The following is a 13,977-nucleotide window of genomic DNA, read 5'->3' on the forward strand; positions in this document are numbered from 1 at the left end:
GGTAGGGGTTATGGAGCGCCAAATATATAATTCTAAGATAATTTATAAGGCAAGAAACTAGTTAAATTTTACTGTTAAATTTATCTTTTCTTCCAGTTCTTTTTCGTGCAATAATGTTGTTTCATTATTCCAATTAAAGCGTTTAGAAAACTCTTGTATTACAAAGTTTTTATGAATATCAACACTAGGTTTATCAAAAAACAAGCGACCCGTTCTTCTCATAAAAAAGTCGGTAGGTGTACAAGTCATTTCGTGTTTGGTAGTAAACCAAATTTCAGCTTGTAATAGGCGTCTTTCAAGGTTTTCTTCCTCTAACTCATCAAATTTATCTAAAATAAGTTCAGTTTGTTTTCCGTAGTTATGCACTAAATAATTAGCATCTTTTTCAGTGAAACCAAACGGTTTTATACGTTTATAAATCTGATTGCCATATAATTTTACCGATTTGTAGTTTTGAAATGGTCCACCAGCCAATACAATTTCTTCAGTTTGAATAGGGTCGAAATCTACCTCAAAACGGCGTTTCATTTTTTTAGCAACGATATCTACAATACGTTCAGCCATTTTTCGGTAGCCTGTTAATTTTCCTCCTGCGATAGAGATTAACTTGGTGTCAGACACAAAAATTTCATCCTTACGAGATAATTCTGAAGCTGATTTTCCTTCTTCATGAATTAAAGGGCGTAATCCAGCCCATGAAGATTGAATATCATCTATTGTTAAATGAATATCAGGAAACATATTGTTAACCGCTTCAATCAAATACAAAGCATCTACCATTGAGGTTTCTACTGAATCTTTGTCTTGTTGATAATTGGTATCGGTAGTTCCGAAATAGGTTACTTTTCCACGAGGAATAGCAAACATCATACGACCATCAGGAATATCAAAATAAACGGATTGTTTTACAGGCAATTTTTCATGTGGAACCACTAAATGAACTCCTTTTGTTAAGTGTAAACGTTTTCCAATTTTAGAGTTATTTATTTGACGTAATTCATCTACCCAAGGTCCAGCTGCATTTACAACATATTTCGCCTTGATATCGTAGTTTTCTTTGGTAAAAACATCGGTTACTTTAGCACCTACCACACGTTTATTTTCATAAATAAATTCATCTGCATGCGTATAATTTAATATTTGAGCATCGTATTGACTGGCTGTTTTTAACACTTCTATAGTTAAGCGCGCATCATCGGTTCGATATTCAGCATAAAAACCTGCTCCGTTTAAAATACTTTCTGGCAACAAAGGCTCTTTTTCTAAAGCTTCATTTTTGGTAAGCATTTTACGTTTATCATCGCCTTCAACAGAAGCCAACACATCGTAGACTTTTAATCCGATAGAGGTTAACCACGAACCGTAGGTTCCTCCTTCAATAAGTGGTAAAATCATCTTTTCAGGAACCACCAAATGAGGTGCCAATTTATGAACAATGGCACGCTCGGTACCTACTTCTTTTACCAACCAAAAATCGAATTGTTTAAGGTATCGCAATCCACCATGGATAAGTTTGGTTGATTTACTAGAAGTACCAGAAGCGAAATCATTTTTTTCAATAAGGGCAACTTTCATACCTCGTGAAGCTGCATCTAAAGCAATACCCGCTCCAGTTATTCCGCCACCAATTACTAAAATATCGAACTCAGTTGTTTGTAATTCTTGCTGAATATTAGCTCGGTTAAAAAAAGAAAAATTGTTCATAGATGTTTTTTATCTACCAAAAGTAAGAATAAAAAGAACTGAAAGAGAATAAAAAAAGCGTTGAATTTTTTAATTTTTGATATAAATTTTACTCATTTTAATCGTGAAATCAACTAGGATTGACAAAAATTATAAAACCATTAGATTACAACCTCGAATATCAGAATTATCAAAACGACCGATAATTTCAAAACTATTGTCTTGGTAAACTTTTCCTAAATCTTGTGTAGCTATAAAGGAGCAAGAATTGTAGTTTGCTAAATCGATTACATTAATTCCGCCAGATTTTCCCTTTGGCAAAATAGTCAAAGCATCTTCAGTATCACGAGTTAAAATTTGCATCCAAGGCGGACAGTTAAAAATACCATTTCCTTTCGAATATCCTTGGCTTAACAATTCTGTCATTCCATATTCAGAATGAATATTCTTCACTCCAAATCCGTTACTTAAAATCGTGTGTAACTCGTTGCGAATAAGCTCTTTTCTTCTCCCTTTCATACCACCAGTTTCCATAATAATAGTATTAGAAAGGTTAAATTCATATTGTTCAATTAAATCTAACAAAGCAAATGAAACACCAATTAAAAGTACTTTTTTTCCTTGGGTATCCAGAAACTTAAGTTTTTGAGCTAACTCATCAAGATTGTTGAGGTAGAATCCGCTTTCAGGATGTTGAGAACGTTTGATTAAATCATCAACCATATAAATTAAAGAAGAACCCTTTCGTTCTAAATAATTCGGCAACAAAGCTAGTACAACATAATCTTCGATGTTTCCGTAAAAATGTTCAAAACCTTTTAGATAGCTGGTTTCGTACCATGATAAATCGGTAACTAAATGTTTACTAGTTGTACTTCCCGTTGTTCCCGAACTGGTAAAAGTTTCTTGAATTTCATCAGCAGATGAAAGCACTTCGCGAGTTTTAAAAAACTGAATAGGTAAAAACGGAATTTGGTCTACAGTATGAACATCAGAAGGATGAACATAGATTAAATCACAAAAAGAACGATATACCTTGTTGTTAGCAAACTGATGTTTAAAAACCTGTAGTGCTGTATTCGTGAAATCTTCAGTAGATTGTATGTTAAAAACGGTACTTTTCATAAACGTTCACAAAAATACAAGTATTCCACGCAACCTTTTTAATTTTTTTTCATCTAGTAGATAAATGAACAAATTATGCGAAAGATAGCAATTGTTTTAGTTACAGTTTTGGGTCTTATTTCTTGTAGTGAGAATAATAATCTAGTTGTAGATCCAGATAATTTATTAGTGGGACACTGGTCTAAAGCTGAATATAAAAATGAAGAGTTGATATTAACTAGAGTTGGGAGTTTACCAGATAAAGAATACGGAGTTTCTTTTGTAGAAAATGGAAAGTTTGTTGAAAGAACTTCTGGTTGGTGTGGTACACCTCCATTAAGTTTTTTTAATATAGATGGTACGTGGAATATTTCAGACGAAACATTAATTGAAGTATCAACACAAAGCTATCTTGGTAATTTTAATTGGAGAATACAATCGTTAACCAATAAAAAATTAGTGATAAAAAGAGAACTTACCGAACAAGAAAAAGACCATAGAGAGTTAATAGATTTGTTTACTGAGATAGAAAATTTAGCATATAGTGTGTCTTGTACAGACTCAAGTAGTTGGGCTTATACAGCCTATGGTTCTAAAGCCTGTGGAGGTCCTAAAGGATATATAGCCTATACTACAACTATAGATACAGAAGCTTTTTTAGAAAAAGTAGCTGTTTATTCAGAGGCAGAAAAACAATACAACATCAAGTGGAATATTGTATCTACTTGTGATATTGCTCAGGAACCTGTTAGTGTAGAATGCCAAAATAATTACCCAGTTTTAAAATATTAATAACCCCAATAAATTTTAGATCATGAAGAAAATTTTAGTTCTTTTTTTAAGTGTGTTTACCTTTTATTCTTGTTTGGATGATGACGGACCGAATTTTAGATATGAGTTTTTAAAGGTTGACAGTGCGGAAACTCCAGAGAGTTTTACCTTCGGGGAGGTAGATACCATAAAAATTAAGTATACACTACCTAATAGTTGTTATGCTTTTGACGGATTGTACTACCAAAAAGTTGATACTACCAGAATAGTGGCGGGTACGGCAATAGTTGATCTTGATGGTGCTTGTACTCAAGAAACAAGACAAGAAGAATATGTTTTTACTGTTGAAGCAAGTCAACGAGAAGATTACGTTTTCAAGTTTTGGAAAGGTAAAAATGACGAAGACGAAGATGTATATGAAGAAGTGGTAATTCCAGTAAATTTGTAGCATCAATTTAGAGAAACTCATACAAGAATGCTGTCGTCAAAATATAACAGCTCAAGCTCAAGTTTATCAGTTATTTTCTGGTAAACTTTTTGCGCTTTGTTTAAAGTATTCTCGAAATTATCAAGATGCAGAAGATACACTGCAAGACAGTTTCTTAACCATTTTTAAAAAGATACCTCAATATAATAATGAAGGTTCTTTTGAAGGATGGATGAAGCGAATAACTATAAATACAGCTTTACAAAAGTATAGAGAGAAATCACCTTTACAATTAGTGTCGGAAGGAATTAATGAGGAATTAGAAGAAGAAGTTGTATTAGAAACAGAAAGTGTAAATGTTGAAGTATTGTTACGGTTAATTCAAAATTTACCAGATAGGTATCGTTTGGTTTTTAACTTGTATGTCTTGGATAATTATTCGCATAAAGAAATAGCGTCGTTACTGAATATTACAGAAGGAACGTCAAAATCTAATTTATCAAGAGCACGACAATTATTAAAAAAAGAGGTAGAAGTGTATCAAGCAACAGCGCAAAAGGCATAAATGATGGAACATAAAAACATCGATAGACTTTTTCAAGAAGGACTTAAAGATTTGGAGGTTACTCCAAACGATAGTGTGTGGAACGGAATTGAAAGTAAGTTAAAAAAGAAGAAAAAGAATCGTTTGCTTCCTATTTGGTGGTTTTCTGGCGGAGTTGCAGCTATATTAGTTTTAGGACTTTTATTGTATCCTTATATTGATAAACAAGAGAATTTAGAAAAAATAAACCCAGTAATTGTTGAATCAGAATCATCAACACCTGAAGAAAATAAAAAAGAAGAACTAAAAGATATTTTATTAACTGAACCAATAAAAGAAAATTTAGAAGAAACACGTATAGTAAAAGAAGAAACGAAAAAGAAAAAAGTATTGAAAGAAAAACTTCATACGAATGAAGTTTTAGTCGCTAATCATGTTGTGAAGATTAGTAAAAATGAGCTACAAGAAAAAGATAGCAACATAGAGAATGGAGTTGTTGAAGGGTCTTTATTCTCTAAAAACCATGTTGTGAAAGAAGAAAATACTGGCAAGCTTGAAAATAGCTTGCCAGTTATTACTGAAAATGCTCAAGAAGAATCAAACAAAAAAAATGATAGTGTAAAACAAAAAATTACTCCTAAAAAAGATTTTTTAGCCTTTGTTGATGAGAAATCGGTGGAAGAAACAAAAGAAAAGTCCAAAACGAAGTCTTGGTCTGTATCACCTACAGTAGCAGTTTTAAACTCTAATTCATTTTCTGAATCATCTCCAATAGATGCGAGTTTATCAAACTCAACAAAAGGAAATACAAGTTATTCGTATGGAGTTCAAGTAGCGTATCAATTAAATAAAAAATGGACAATTCAATCAGGAATTCATTTACAAGAAATGGGGTATTCTAACACCAATGTAGCTGTTAATCCTGTAAAGTCAAGTAGTTCAAATGTAGTTTTTAGCTCAGGTAAAAGTTATGCGTTAAATGATGCATCCCAAGAAAGTTTTAGTTCTAATTCCATTTCCATAAGTAGAGGAAGCCTTGATGGAGAGTTAAATCAAAAATATGGATATGTTGAGGTTCCAATACAAATAAAATACAATTTCTTAGAAGGGAAAAAGCTTAAAACAGAATTAGTAGTTGGTTTTAGTTCGTTGTTTTTAAATAAAAATGATGTAACTCTTAATACCACGAATTTTTCTACTTCTGGCGAAGCCAATAACTTAAACTCAATTAATTTTAGTGGAAACTTAGGTGTTGATTTAAATTACCAATTGGGTAAAAAATGGTCTATAAATATTAATCCAATGCTAAAAACCCAGTTAAATACATTTAAAAATGATTCAAATGGGTTTCAGCCTTATTTCATAGGTGTTTATACAGGTATAAATTATCAGTTTTAATTTGCATAAATTTTAACAACCAAATCACCTTTATCGTTCATTGAAGCTCTGTACATTCCAGCGGTATTAAATTCAAAAGACATATTTCCGTTTTTGTCAAGAGCTACAACACCACCAGTACCACCGAGCTTGGTTAATTTATTTTGAATAACATCTTTGGTAGCTTCTTTTAATGATTTTTGTTGATATTCCATTTGAGCAGAAATATCATACGCTACTTGAGATCTTATAAAGTATTCACCCCAACCAGTTGAAGAAACACCACAAGTTTTATTATTTGCATAGGTACCCGAACCAATAATAGGAGAATCTCCAATTCGTCCCCAACGTTTGTTAGTCATACCGCCAGTAGAAGTACCCGCAGTAATATTTCCTTCTTTATCTAGAGCAACACAACCTACAGTACCATATTTACTGTTTTTAATATCAGCATCATAAAAGGCAGCTTCTTTATCATCATGATCTAATGCTGTTTTTTCTTTATTTTTAATTCGTTGTAGAGATTTAAAACGATTCTCAGTATAAAAATAACTTGGATCTACGATTTCTAACCCTTGTTCTTTCGCAAATTGAGAAGCACCAGCCCCTGAAAGCATCACATGATCAGAGTTTGTCATTACTTTTCTAGCAGCTTCAATAGGGCTTTTAATATCTTTTACACCTGCCACAGCACCAGCATTCAATGTTTTTCCATCCATAAAAGAAGCATCTAATTCATTAGTTTCTTCATGCGTAAACACAGCCCCTTTTCCAGCGTTAAAAAGAGGAGACTCCTCCATAACCTGGATAGTTTTTATCACAGCATCACCACTTGATCCTCCATTTTTTAAAATTTCATACCCAGTTCTTACAGCTTCTTCTAGTTTGGTTTTATAAGCAGCTTCTTTTTCAGGAGTCATGTTTTTTTTCAGAATTGTACCAGCCCCACCATGAATAATAATAGCAAACTCGTTTGTAGGAGTATCATTTTGTGCTTTGGAAGTTGTTTTAGGTTGATTACAAGAAAACAGTAAGAAGATTAAAGTAAAGCAGAAGAAAATATTTTTCATGATTTTGTTAATTTTTAAACAAACAGAGTTGTTTTTGTTTAATTTATTAATTGTAAAATTATTCGTAGTTTTGAGCTTTAAATTTAAAAAACTAAAATTACAATATAAAACATGGCAGATTTTGGTATTAAAGAAGCTTTAGTTCAATTAGGCTTAAAAGATATAAACAACGGAACTTCAACAGGTTCAGTAAACTTCGCAAACGGAGAAATTATTGAAAGTTATTCACCAGTTGATGGTAAGTTAATTGGTAAGGTAGTAGCAAGTACTCGTGAAGATTATGATAAGGTGATGGACACTGCTACTGCAGCTTTTAAAGAGTGGAGATCTGTACCTGCACCGCAAAGAGGAGAAATTGTTCGTCAATTTGGAAACAAATTAAGAGAATTAAAAGAACCTTTAGGTAAATTAGTTTCTTATGAAATGGGAAAATCTTACCAAGAAGGTTTAGGTGAGGTTCAAGAAATGATTGATATCTGTGATTTTGCTGTAGGTTTATCTCGTCAGTTAAACGGACAAGTAATTCCATCAGAAAGACCAGGACATGTAATGAGAGAGCAATGGCATCCATTAGGAGTTGTTGGTATTATTTCAGCATTTAACTTCCCTGTGGCTGTTTGGTCTTGGAACACAGCTTTAGCATGGATTTGTGGTAACGTATGTGTGTGGAAAGGTTCAGAAAAAGCTCCTTTATGTTCAGTAGCTTGCCAAAATATTATAGCTGAGGTTTTAAAAGCTAACGATTTACCAGAAGGAATTTCTTGTATTGTTAATGGAGATTATAAAGTTGGTGAATACATTACTGAAGATACTCGTATTCCTTTAGTATCTGCTACTGGTTCTACAAGAATGGGACGTATTGTTGGTGCTAAAGTTGCTGAGCGTTTCGGTAAGTCTTTATTAGAATTAGGAGGAAACAATGCTATTATCATTACTCCAACTGCTGATTTAAAAGTAGTAGTTCCTGGTGCTGTATTTGGAGCTGTAGGTACTTGTGGTCAACGTTGTACTTCAACACGTCGTTTAATTATTCACGAATCTGTTTATGATAAAGTAAGAGATGCAATCGTTGGAGCTTACGGTCAAATTAAGATTGGAAACCCATTAGATGAAAATAATCATGTTGGACCATTAATTGATACTGATGCTGTAAATACGTATTTAGCTGCTATTGAAAAAGCAAAAGCTGAAGGAGGAAACGTATTAGTTGAAGGAGGCGTTTTAGAAGGAGAAGGTTATGAAAGCGGTTGTTATGTGAAGCCAGCAATTATTGAAGCTGAAAACCACTTTGAAATCGTTCAACACGAAACATTTGCTCCAATTTTATATTTAATGAAATATTCAGGAGAGGTTGAAAACGCTATTGAATTACAAAACGGAGTTGCACAAGGACTATCTTCTTCAATCATGACAAGCGAAATGAAAGAAGCTGAAAAATTCTTATCCTTTGCAGGATCTGATTGTGGTATTGCGAACGTTAATATTGGTACTTCAGGTGCTGAAATTGGTGGAGCTTTCGGTGGTGAAAAAGAAACAGGTGGTGGACGTGAGTCTGGATCTGATGCTTGGAAAGTGTACATGCGTCGTCAAACAAACACGGTAAACTATTCTGATGAATTACCTTTAGCACAAGGAATTAAATTCGATTTATAAGAAAACACAGTTTTCAAAATATAAAAAAGTCACATCAATTTGATGTGACTTTTTGCTTTATACTAAGTTGGTCATCTTATTTTTCTAAAGCAGCGGCAATAGCTTTATAAGCTTCGTGTGCTTTCGACATTTTTGCATATTCTAAAGCGGTATATCCTCTTTCAGATTTAGTTTTTAATTTAGCTCCGTTATCAATTAATAATTGAACAATATCTGCTTTGTTATATCTAGCAGCAAACATTAAAGGAGTTAATCCAGTTGATTTTCTGTTAATATCTGTTCCATTATCAACCATAGCTTTTACAGCTTCAAAATTTCCAGCTCTAATTAATTTACAAAAAGTACTTACATCAGGACTTTCAATAGTCGTTTTTACAGGAGCTTCAAAAGAAGTTGAAGCAGTAATAGTTCCGAAAGATAAGGCGATTGCTAAAGCAGTTAATACAAATTTTTTCATGATGTTACGTTTTTATTTTAAGATTAGATTACAGCTAAAAGACGCCTGTTAACACATAACGTTTCACCAAAAACACATACTTAACAATTATTTAAGATAAGCTCTTAAAAATCTCTTAATAGATTTAAATTATTTTTAATAAATTAACAATCAATAAATTAAAGGGATTGATGAGTAAACGGTCAACATATTTATTCGGTGTTTTTTTAACCATTACAATAGGTACTTTGTTGTGTTGGTATTTATGTTGTAAGAAGCAGTACAATACAAATGGAAAGACGCAAGAAGAAACATATTATGAAAAAAAATAATTAACTAACTAAAATAAACTTAAACCAGAAACTATGAATTTATGTCTTTTAATTCCATTAATAGTAGGACTTATTACTGCTTTTTTAGGCTATTTAATTGGAAAGCTATCTAGCAAAAACATAAAAAACGACGAGATTGTTCTTTTAAAAAATAAGATTGCTAAACTAGAGGCTAGTTTACGAACTTGTAGAGAGAATAACTCAAATCTTGAAACAGATTTAAAACTAGCAAGAACAGGTACAGAAACTTCTTTTGACAGCGCACTAGTCAAGAAAATTTTTGGTAAAAAGATAAAAGAAAACGACTTGAAAATAGTTGAAGGTATTGGACCAAAAATAGAAAGTCTTTTTCACAATTTTGGAATTGACACCTGGAAAATATTAGGAGAAACCTCTGTAGAAAAATGCCAAGAGGTATTAAATAGTGGAGGAGATCGTTATAAAATTCATAAACCAGATTCATGGCCAAAACAAGCTCAGCTAGCTTCAGAAGGAAAATGGCAAGAGCTTAAAGATTGGCAAGAGACCTTAAATGGAGGAAAGTAAAAAAACGCTATAAAATTCTGACCCTTGATAATTTCAAGGGTTATTTTTTACCTCAAAACATAGATTGATTCTTAATATAAAACCAAGTACCTTCGTTACTTAAAAGGTGCAAATGAAAGATATTAACTTTATTTTTTTACTACTAGCTTTAGTAGCTGAAATAATTGGAACAATTGGTGGATTTGGTTCTTCTGTTTTCTTTGTTCCGTTAGGAAATTTTTATTTCGATTTTTATTCTGTGTTAGGCTTAACCGCTATTTTTCACCTGTCGAGTAATGTGAGTAAAATCTTTTTATTCAAAAAAGGATTAGATAAGAAGTTGTTGATAAACATAGGAGTTCCTTCTGTGATTTTTGTAATCTTAGGAGGTGTATTATCAAAATATTTAAACAGTACGTATTTAGAAATATTTTTAGGTATTTTTTTAGTAGCGTTTAGTGCTTTTTTCCTGATTAGAAGTAAATTTTCTTTTTCTCCTAACAGAAAAAATGCCATTGTAGGTGGCACTCTCTCAGGGTTTTCAGCAGGATTATTAGGTACAGGAGGAGCTATAAGAGGGTTAACTATGGCAGCTTTTAATTTAGAAAAGAGTGTGTTTATAGCAACTTCTGCTTTTATTGATTTTATGATCGATTTTTCAAGAACTTTTGTGTATTACCAAAACGGCTATATTCATGATCACGACTTAAAATATGTGCCTTTTTTATTTGTCATCGGTATAGTAGGTACATTCATCGGAAAGAAAATACTAGCCTATATACCACAGTCTAAATTTAGAACCTTGTCGTTGTCTTTTATTTTATTGATTGGGATAGTAACGATTGTGCAATTGGTGTTGAGGTAGTATGTTTTAAAACTCATAGAAATTAAAGTATATTTAAAAATGAATGAAAAAGAACTTTTAGAAGTTATTACAGCGTATTTTGAAGAGAAAATATTTGAAAATCATAAAAATAGCTCTTTAAAAACACACTCTAAACTTAAATCATACAAGATAAACCCTATTGTAGTTAAGTATTTATCAAAAATACTTGAGAATGATTTTACTGCAATAGGAATTGCTAAAGCATTGTACTATCCTAGAGTTTTGGGAACTTCTATTAATACCTCATTTGGAACAAGAATTCAAAACATGTTTGTTGAGTTAAATTTGGCAGAAGGTTCTTTAATCAAAGGAATGGATATTGAGTTTACAGATAAAGTTGATGGACGACGAAAATGGTGTCAGCTTAAATCAGGGCCAAACACAATTAATTCTGAAGATGTGAGTCCTTTGCTTAAAAAATTCACTACGGTAACTAATTTGGCAAGAACGAATTCAATGGATTTAAATAATTCAGATTTAATACTAGGTGTTCTTTATGGAGAAGAAGATCAATTAAGTCAACATTATCGAAAAATAGATGAATTGTTTCCTGTAATTATTGGTGAAGAGTTTTGGCATAGACTTACAGGCTTTCCAAACTTTTACAATAAGTTAGTTTCAAACTTAGATTTGATGACTTTAAATTTAGATACAGAAGGTTTTTTCAAACAAGGTTATATGGCGTTAGCTAAAGAAATTGAAGCATCTGATTTGTTCGATTTTGAATAGTATTTATTTAAAAACTTAATTATAGAATAGCCTATTTCTTTACCCAAATTGCAAGGTACAGCATTTCCAATTTGTTTGTATTGTTGAGAAACAGAACCTGCAAACTCCCAACTGTCAGGAAAAGTTTGTATACGAGCATATTCTCTAACTGTAAATGGACGCGTTTCTTCTGGGTGGCAACGTTCGGTTTGTTTTTGTGCGGGGCTACAAGTAAGGGTTAAGCAAGGTTCATCCCAACCAATTCTTCTTGCCATTCCGGTTTTTCCTCCTCCTAAATAAAAGCTTTTACCCATATATTCTTTTTGAATATCTATAGGTAAATCTCTCCAATAACCTTTTTGAGGAACTAAATCTAATACTTCTTTTTTATGTTCAGGATATTTTGAACCAGGAGACTTAGGTACGTCTTTATCATATAATCGTCCTTTTTTTAGGGCGTCTGATAAATTGTAAATGGTATTGTAGGGAGTAGGGTATTCGTAATTAATATTTATATCTTTTCTTACACCAACCAAAATTAATCGTTCTCTTTTTTGCGGAACGTTATAATTAATTGCTTTTAAAACTTGAACAGGCACTACATTATATCCAATTTCATCTAAGATAGAAATCATTCCTTGTAGTGTTTTTCCTTTATCATGAGAAAGTAATCCTTTTACATTTTCACCAATACAAATTAAAGGATTAACTTCTTGAACAACTCTTGCAAATTCGTAAAACAAAGTTCCTCTAGCATCTTCTAACCCTAATTTTTTTCCGGCATAGCTAAAAGCTTGACAAGGAAATCCTCCTGTAACAATTTCAACTTCATTTTTATAGTTTTCAAAATTGAAAGATTTAATATCACCTTCTAAAACATTCCAGTGAGGTCTATTTTTTCTTAAGGTTTCACAGGCCCATTTATCAATTTCATTAAGAGCTACACATTTTATTCCTGATTGTTCTAAACCGATTGCTAAACCACCAGCTCCAGCAAATAACTCTAGTACTTTATATTCTTTAAGAGGTTCTTCAGTATTATCAATACTTTCATCTATTTCAGTAATCAGCGGTTCTATAAGAGCGTTAATCTCTTCTTTTTTATAAACACGATAGTTACTCATAGGTTCGCGAACAGCATTTAATTTTCCTTCTCTATCCCATCTTCGTAAAGTTTCTTTACTTTTACCCAATACATCTGCTGCTTCTGAAATTGAATAATAACCTTTTATAACCATATTATATAACCTTATACATTGGTTACAAATTTAAGATAAAAATCTACATAAAAAAAACAGTGAGAAATAATCTTTTACATTCTTAACTATACTTCACTTTCCTTAGCACACGCATCGCTTCTTTGTATTTGATATAGGTGGTTTTATCGTCTAGATTTTTAATATAGTTTTTAGCTTTTTTAAGTTGTAACGGAGCGTTTAAAAATCCGTTTAAATAGCAAATTAAGTAGGAGGTAGGAAGCCTGAATACATCTTCATGTTCAGTAACTGAAAGCGGTTTATTTTTTATAATTTTTGCTACAATACAGTTGTTATTATTGTAAATATGCAGTAAAATATTTTTATCGTATTGTGGTGGTTCAAACAAAAACTCGGTAACAATATCATGTTTTCCGTTATCTTTAAAATTGATGATGGTTTTTTCTAATGGATAACGTTTTTCGGTTTTATCAATACCTAATACAATGTATTCGGTAATAATAAATGATTGCTCGTTATAACTGATTTGTACATCATCTAACGAAGAAAAAAATAAACGAACTTGTTCATTAACTAATTCAATATCTACTCGTGTAAAAAACTCTTCGTTGTTAATTAGTTTTCTTTTTCCTGCCCAACACAATACGAATTGCTCATTAAATACTTTATATCTCGGATTGTATTCTGGTTTATGTCGGTTGATAAAATCGAAAACACCGTCAAGTGTGAGTTTAATATTGTTATTGGCATTTTTTTCAATAGCTTCAACAATTGCTTTATTGTTGTTTCTAAGTTTAAAACTACCTTCTACAGGTATTGAGTTACTTCCTCTACGGTAAAACACTGCTCCTTTACTATATTTCCATGCGTTTTTTGCCAAAGACGTAATAGAGTTGTTAGGATATATAGTTACCAACCCTATTACTTTATGACGCTGCAAACGAGGAAAAGGAACGTTTTCATATTCTATTTTAGGAGGATTAATTAAATAAGCGTTAACCAGATTTTGAATTTTGCTATCGTCGTAAAAATCTACACCAATAATGGTGTTTTCTTCATCTTCAATACCAATAACAATGTATGAGTTATTGTTTGGATTGGAGTTTGAAAGTGCACAAATGTGTTTTATAAATTTAGCTTTTCCTTCTTTAGAGCCTAAGGATAACTTTTGTTTTTTATCATAAAAACTATTCTCATCGTTATGAGACAGTAAGTTTTTAATTAAAAGACGTTTGTTAATCACG

General features: G+C 31.9%; 14 protein-coding genes. 8 read left to right on the plus strand and 6 right to left on the minus strand.

Annotated features, from left to right (window positions below; genetic code table 11):
- Nucleotides 1-57: 57 nt before the first annotated feature.
- On the minus strand, nt 58-1,704 hold the full coding sequence (locus ACR9ES_RS08800) for a glycerol-3-phosphate dehydrogenase/oxidase (protein ID WP_435253945.1): 1,647 nt from the start codon (nt 1,702-1,704) through the stop codon (nt 58-60).
- Between the two features lie 129 nt (nt 1,705-1,833).
- Nucleotides 1,834-2,808 carry an acyl transferase gene (locus tag ACR9ES_RS08805; protein WP_435253946.1) on the minus strand — a complete coding sequence of 325 codons (975 nt, stop codon included), beginning with the start codon at nt 2,806-2,808 and terminating at the stop codon, nt 1,834-1,836.
- A 75-nt stretch (nt 2,809-2,883) separates the two neighbouring features.
- Between ACR9ES_RS08805 and ACR9ES_RS08810 the strand changes: the two genes are divergently transcribed.
- Genes ACR9ES_RS08810 through ACR9ES_RS08825 form a run of 4 tightly spaced genes read left to right on the plus strand, consistent with a single transcriptional unit; the run spans nt 2,884 to nt 5,927 of the window.
- The gene (locus ACR9ES_RS08810; protein ID WP_274634102.1) at nt 2,884-3,579 is read left to right on the plus strand and encodes a hypothetical protein; all 696 of its coding nucleotides are present in this window, start codon (nt 2,884-2,886) and stop codon (nt 3,577-3,579) included.
- A gap of 22 nt (nt 3,580-3,601) precedes the next feature.
- The gene (locus tag ACR9ES_RS08815) at nt 3,602-4,006 is read left to right on the plus strand and encodes a hypothetical protein (protein ID WP_435253947.1); all 405 of its coding nucleotides are present in this window, start codon (nt 3,602-3,604) and stop codon (nt 4,004-4,006) included.
- A 43-nt stretch (nt 4,007-4,049) separates the two neighbouring features.
- Entirely contained in the window at nt 4,050-4,550 is a 501-nt protein-coding gene (locus ACR9ES_RS08820; RefSeq protein ID WP_435255638.1) for an RNA polymerase sigma factor, read from the plus strand.
- The gene (locus ACR9ES_RS08825; RefSeq protein ID WP_435253948.1) at nt 4,551-5,927 is read left to right on the plus strand and encodes an outer membrane beta-barrel protein; all 1,377 of its coding nucleotides are present in this window, start codon (nt 4,551-4,553) and stop codon (nt 5,925-5,927) included. It begins immediately after the preceding gene.
- Here ACR9ES_RS08825 and ACR9ES_RS08830 read toward each other — a convergent pair.
- Nucleotides 5,924-6,976 carry an isoaspartyl peptidase/L-asparaginase family protein gene (locus ACR9ES_RS08830; protein ID WP_435253949.1) on the minus strand — a complete coding sequence of 351 codons (1,053 nt, stop codon included), beginning with the start codon at nt 6,974-6,976 and terminating at the stop codon, nt 5,924-5,926. The two genes, ACR9ES_RS08825 and ACR9ES_RS08830, sit on opposite strands and share 4 nt — an antisense overlap.
- A 111-nt stretch (nt 6,977-7,087) precedes the next feature.
- On the opposite strand from ACR9ES_RS08830, the gene amaB reads away from it, so the two are divergent.
- Nucleotides 7,088-8,629, plus strand: coding sequence for an L-piperidine-6-carboxylate dehydrogenase (amaB, locus tag ACR9ES_RS08835; RefSeq protein ID WP_435253950.1), 1,542 nt, complete (start codon nt 7,088-7,090; stop codon nt 8,627-8,629).
- 76 nt (nt 8,630-8,705) lie between these two features.
- Here amaB and ACR9ES_RS08840 read toward each other — a convergent pair whose 3' ends face one another.
- On the minus strand, nt 8,706-9,086 hold the full coding sequence (locus ACR9ES_RS08840) for an ankyrin repeat domain-containing protein (protein WP_435253951.1): 381 nt from the start codon (nt 9,084-9,086) through the stop codon (nt 8,706-8,708).
- A 344-nt stretch (nt 9,087-9,430) separates the two neighbouring features.
- On the opposite strand from ACR9ES_RS08840, the gene ACR9ES_RS08845 reads away from it, so the two are divergent.
- From ACR9ES_RS08845 to ACR9ES_RS08855, 3 genes are all read left to right on the plus strand, one after another.
- Nucleotides 9,431-9,943, plus strand: a complete 513-nt coding sequence (locus ACR9ES_RS08845; RefSeq protein ID WP_435253952.1) for a hypothetical protein — start codon at nt 9,431-9,433, stop codon at nt 9,941-9,943.
- Between the two features lie 112 nt (nt 9,944-10,055).
- Nucleotides 10,056-10,787 carry a sulfite exporter TauE/SafE family protein gene (locus ACR9ES_RS08850; RefSeq protein ID WP_274634108.1) on the plus strand — a complete coding sequence of 244 codons (732 nt, stop codon included), beginning with the start codon at nt 10,056-10,058 and terminating at the stop codon, nt 10,785-10,787.
- Between the two features lie 39 nt (nt 10,788-10,826).
- Nucleotides 10,827-11,537 (plus strand): PmeII family type II restriction endonuclease, encoded by a 711-nt coding sequence (locus tag ACR9ES_RS08855; protein ID WP_435253953.1) that lies wholly within the window; start codon nt 10,827-10,829, stop codon nt 11,535-11,537.
- On the opposite strand, the gene dcm is transcribed toward ACR9ES_RS08855, so the two are convergent.
- Together dcm and ACR9ES_RS08865 are read right to left on the minus strand one after the other, a co-directional pair.
- A complete protein-coding gene (dcm, locus tag ACR9ES_RS08860; protein WP_299005113.1) occupies nt 11,483-12,754 on the minus strand; it encodes a DNA (cytosine-5-)-methyltransferase in 1,272 nt (423 codons plus the stop codon). The genes ACR9ES_RS08855 and dcm overlap by 55 nt on opposite strands.
- 82 nt (nt 12,755-12,836) lie before the next feature.
- Entirely contained in the window at nt 12,837-13,976 is a 1,140-nt protein-coding gene (locus ACR9ES_RS08865; RefSeq protein WP_435253954.1) for an ATP-binding protein, read from the minus strand.
- Between the last annotated feature and the right edge of the window lies 1 nt (nt 13,977).

It is taken from the genome of Tenacibaculum sp. A30 (assembly GCF_051200845.1).
GTDB lineage: Bacteria > Bacteroidota > Bacteroidia > Flavobacteriales > Flavobacteriaceae > Polaribacter.

Excerpts from the sequence above, each read along its gene's own strand:
- ACR9ES_RS08830 (WP_435253949.1), bottom strand. The coding sequence starts at position 6,976 with ATGAAAAATATTTTCTTCTGCTTTACTTTAATCTTCTTACTGTTTTCT.
- amaB (WP_435253950.1), top strand. The coding sequence starts at position 7,088 with ATGGCAGATTTTGGTATTAAAGAAGCTTTAGTTCAATTAGGCTTAAAA.
- dcm (WP_299005113.1), bottom strand. The coding sequence starts at position 12,754 with ATGGTTATAAAAGGTTATTATTCAATTTCAGAAGCAGCAGATGTATTG.
- ACR9ES_RS08815 (WP_435253947.1), top strand. The coding sequence starts at position 3,602 with ATGAAGAAAATTTTAGTTCTTTTTTTAAGTGTGTTTACCTTTTATTCT.
- ACR9ES_RS08850 (WP_274634108.1), top strand. The coding sequence starts at position 10,056 with ATGAAAGATATTAACTTTATTTTTTTACTACTAGCTTTAGTAGCTGAA.
- ACR9ES_RS08805 (WP_435253946.1), bottom strand. The coding sequence starts at position 2,808 with ATGAAAAGTACCGTTTTTAACATACAATCTACTGAAGATTTCACGAAT.
- ACR9ES_RS08855 (WP_435253953.1), top strand. The coding sequence starts at position 10,827 with ATGAATGAAAAAGAACTTTTAGAAGTTATTACAGCGTATTTTGAAGAG.
- ACR9ES_RS08825 (WP_435253948.1), top strand. The coding sequence starts at position 4,551 with ATGATGGAACATAAAAACATCGATAGACTTTTTCAAGAAGGACTTAAA.
- ACR9ES_RS08840 (WP_435253951.1), bottom strand. The coding sequence starts at position 9,086 with ATGAAAAAATTTGTATTAACTGCTTTAGCAATCGCCTTATCTTTCGGA.
- ACR9ES_RS08800 (WP_435253945.1), bottom strand. The coding sequence starts at position 1,704 with ATGAACAATTTTTCTTTTTTTAACCGAGCTAATATTCAGCAAGAATTA.
- ACR9ES_RS08810 (WP_274634102.1), top strand. The coding sequence starts at position 2,884 with ATGCGAAAGATAGCAATTGTTTTAGTTACAGTTTTGGGTCTTATTTCT.
- ACR9ES_RS08845 (WP_435253952.1), top strand. The coding sequence starts at position 9,431 with ATGAATTTATGTCTTTTAATTCCATTAATAGTAGGACTTATTACTGCT.